The organism is Mycobacterium hubeiense (assembly GCF_002838065.1).
Classification (GTDB): Bacteria; Actinomycetota; Actinomycetes; order Mycobacteriales; family Mycobacteriaceae; genus Mycobacterium; species Mycobacterium hubeiense.
This window is the reverse complement of the sequence record NZ_PIZU01000166.1, coordinates 1-324: the sequence shown is the minus strand read 5'-3', so window position 1 is coordinate 324 and position 324 is coordinate 1. Positions and strand designations below refer to the sequence as shown.

Annotated in this window: 1 rRNA gene; it reads right to left on the bottom strand. The window is 51.5% G+C overall.

From position 1 onward, the window contains the following. A 16S ribosomal RNA gene (locus CWS39_RS28535) occupies positions 1-212 on the bottom strand; the annotation flags it as partial. Between the last annotated feature and the right edge of the window lie 112 nt (positions 213-324).

Below are 324 nucleotides of genomic sequence, written 5' to 3'. Positions count from 1 at the left end.
AGCTTTCCCCCACCAGGCCATGCGACCAGCAGGGTGTATTCGGTATTAGACCCAGTTTCCCAGGCTTATCCCAAAGTGCAGGGCAGATCACCCACGTGTTACTCACCCGTTCGCCACTCGAGCACCCCCCGAAAGGGGCCTTTCCGTTCGACTTGCATGTGTTAAGCACGCCGCCAGCGTTCGTCCTGAGCCAGGATCAAACTCTCCAAACAAAAACCAAAAAGGCCGTTCAGAACAATCTGAAACCCAAACCAGTCAAACTGGCAAAAAACCACACCCCTAAACGGGAAAAAGAAGTGCGGCAAAAAACAACAACAAACAAAA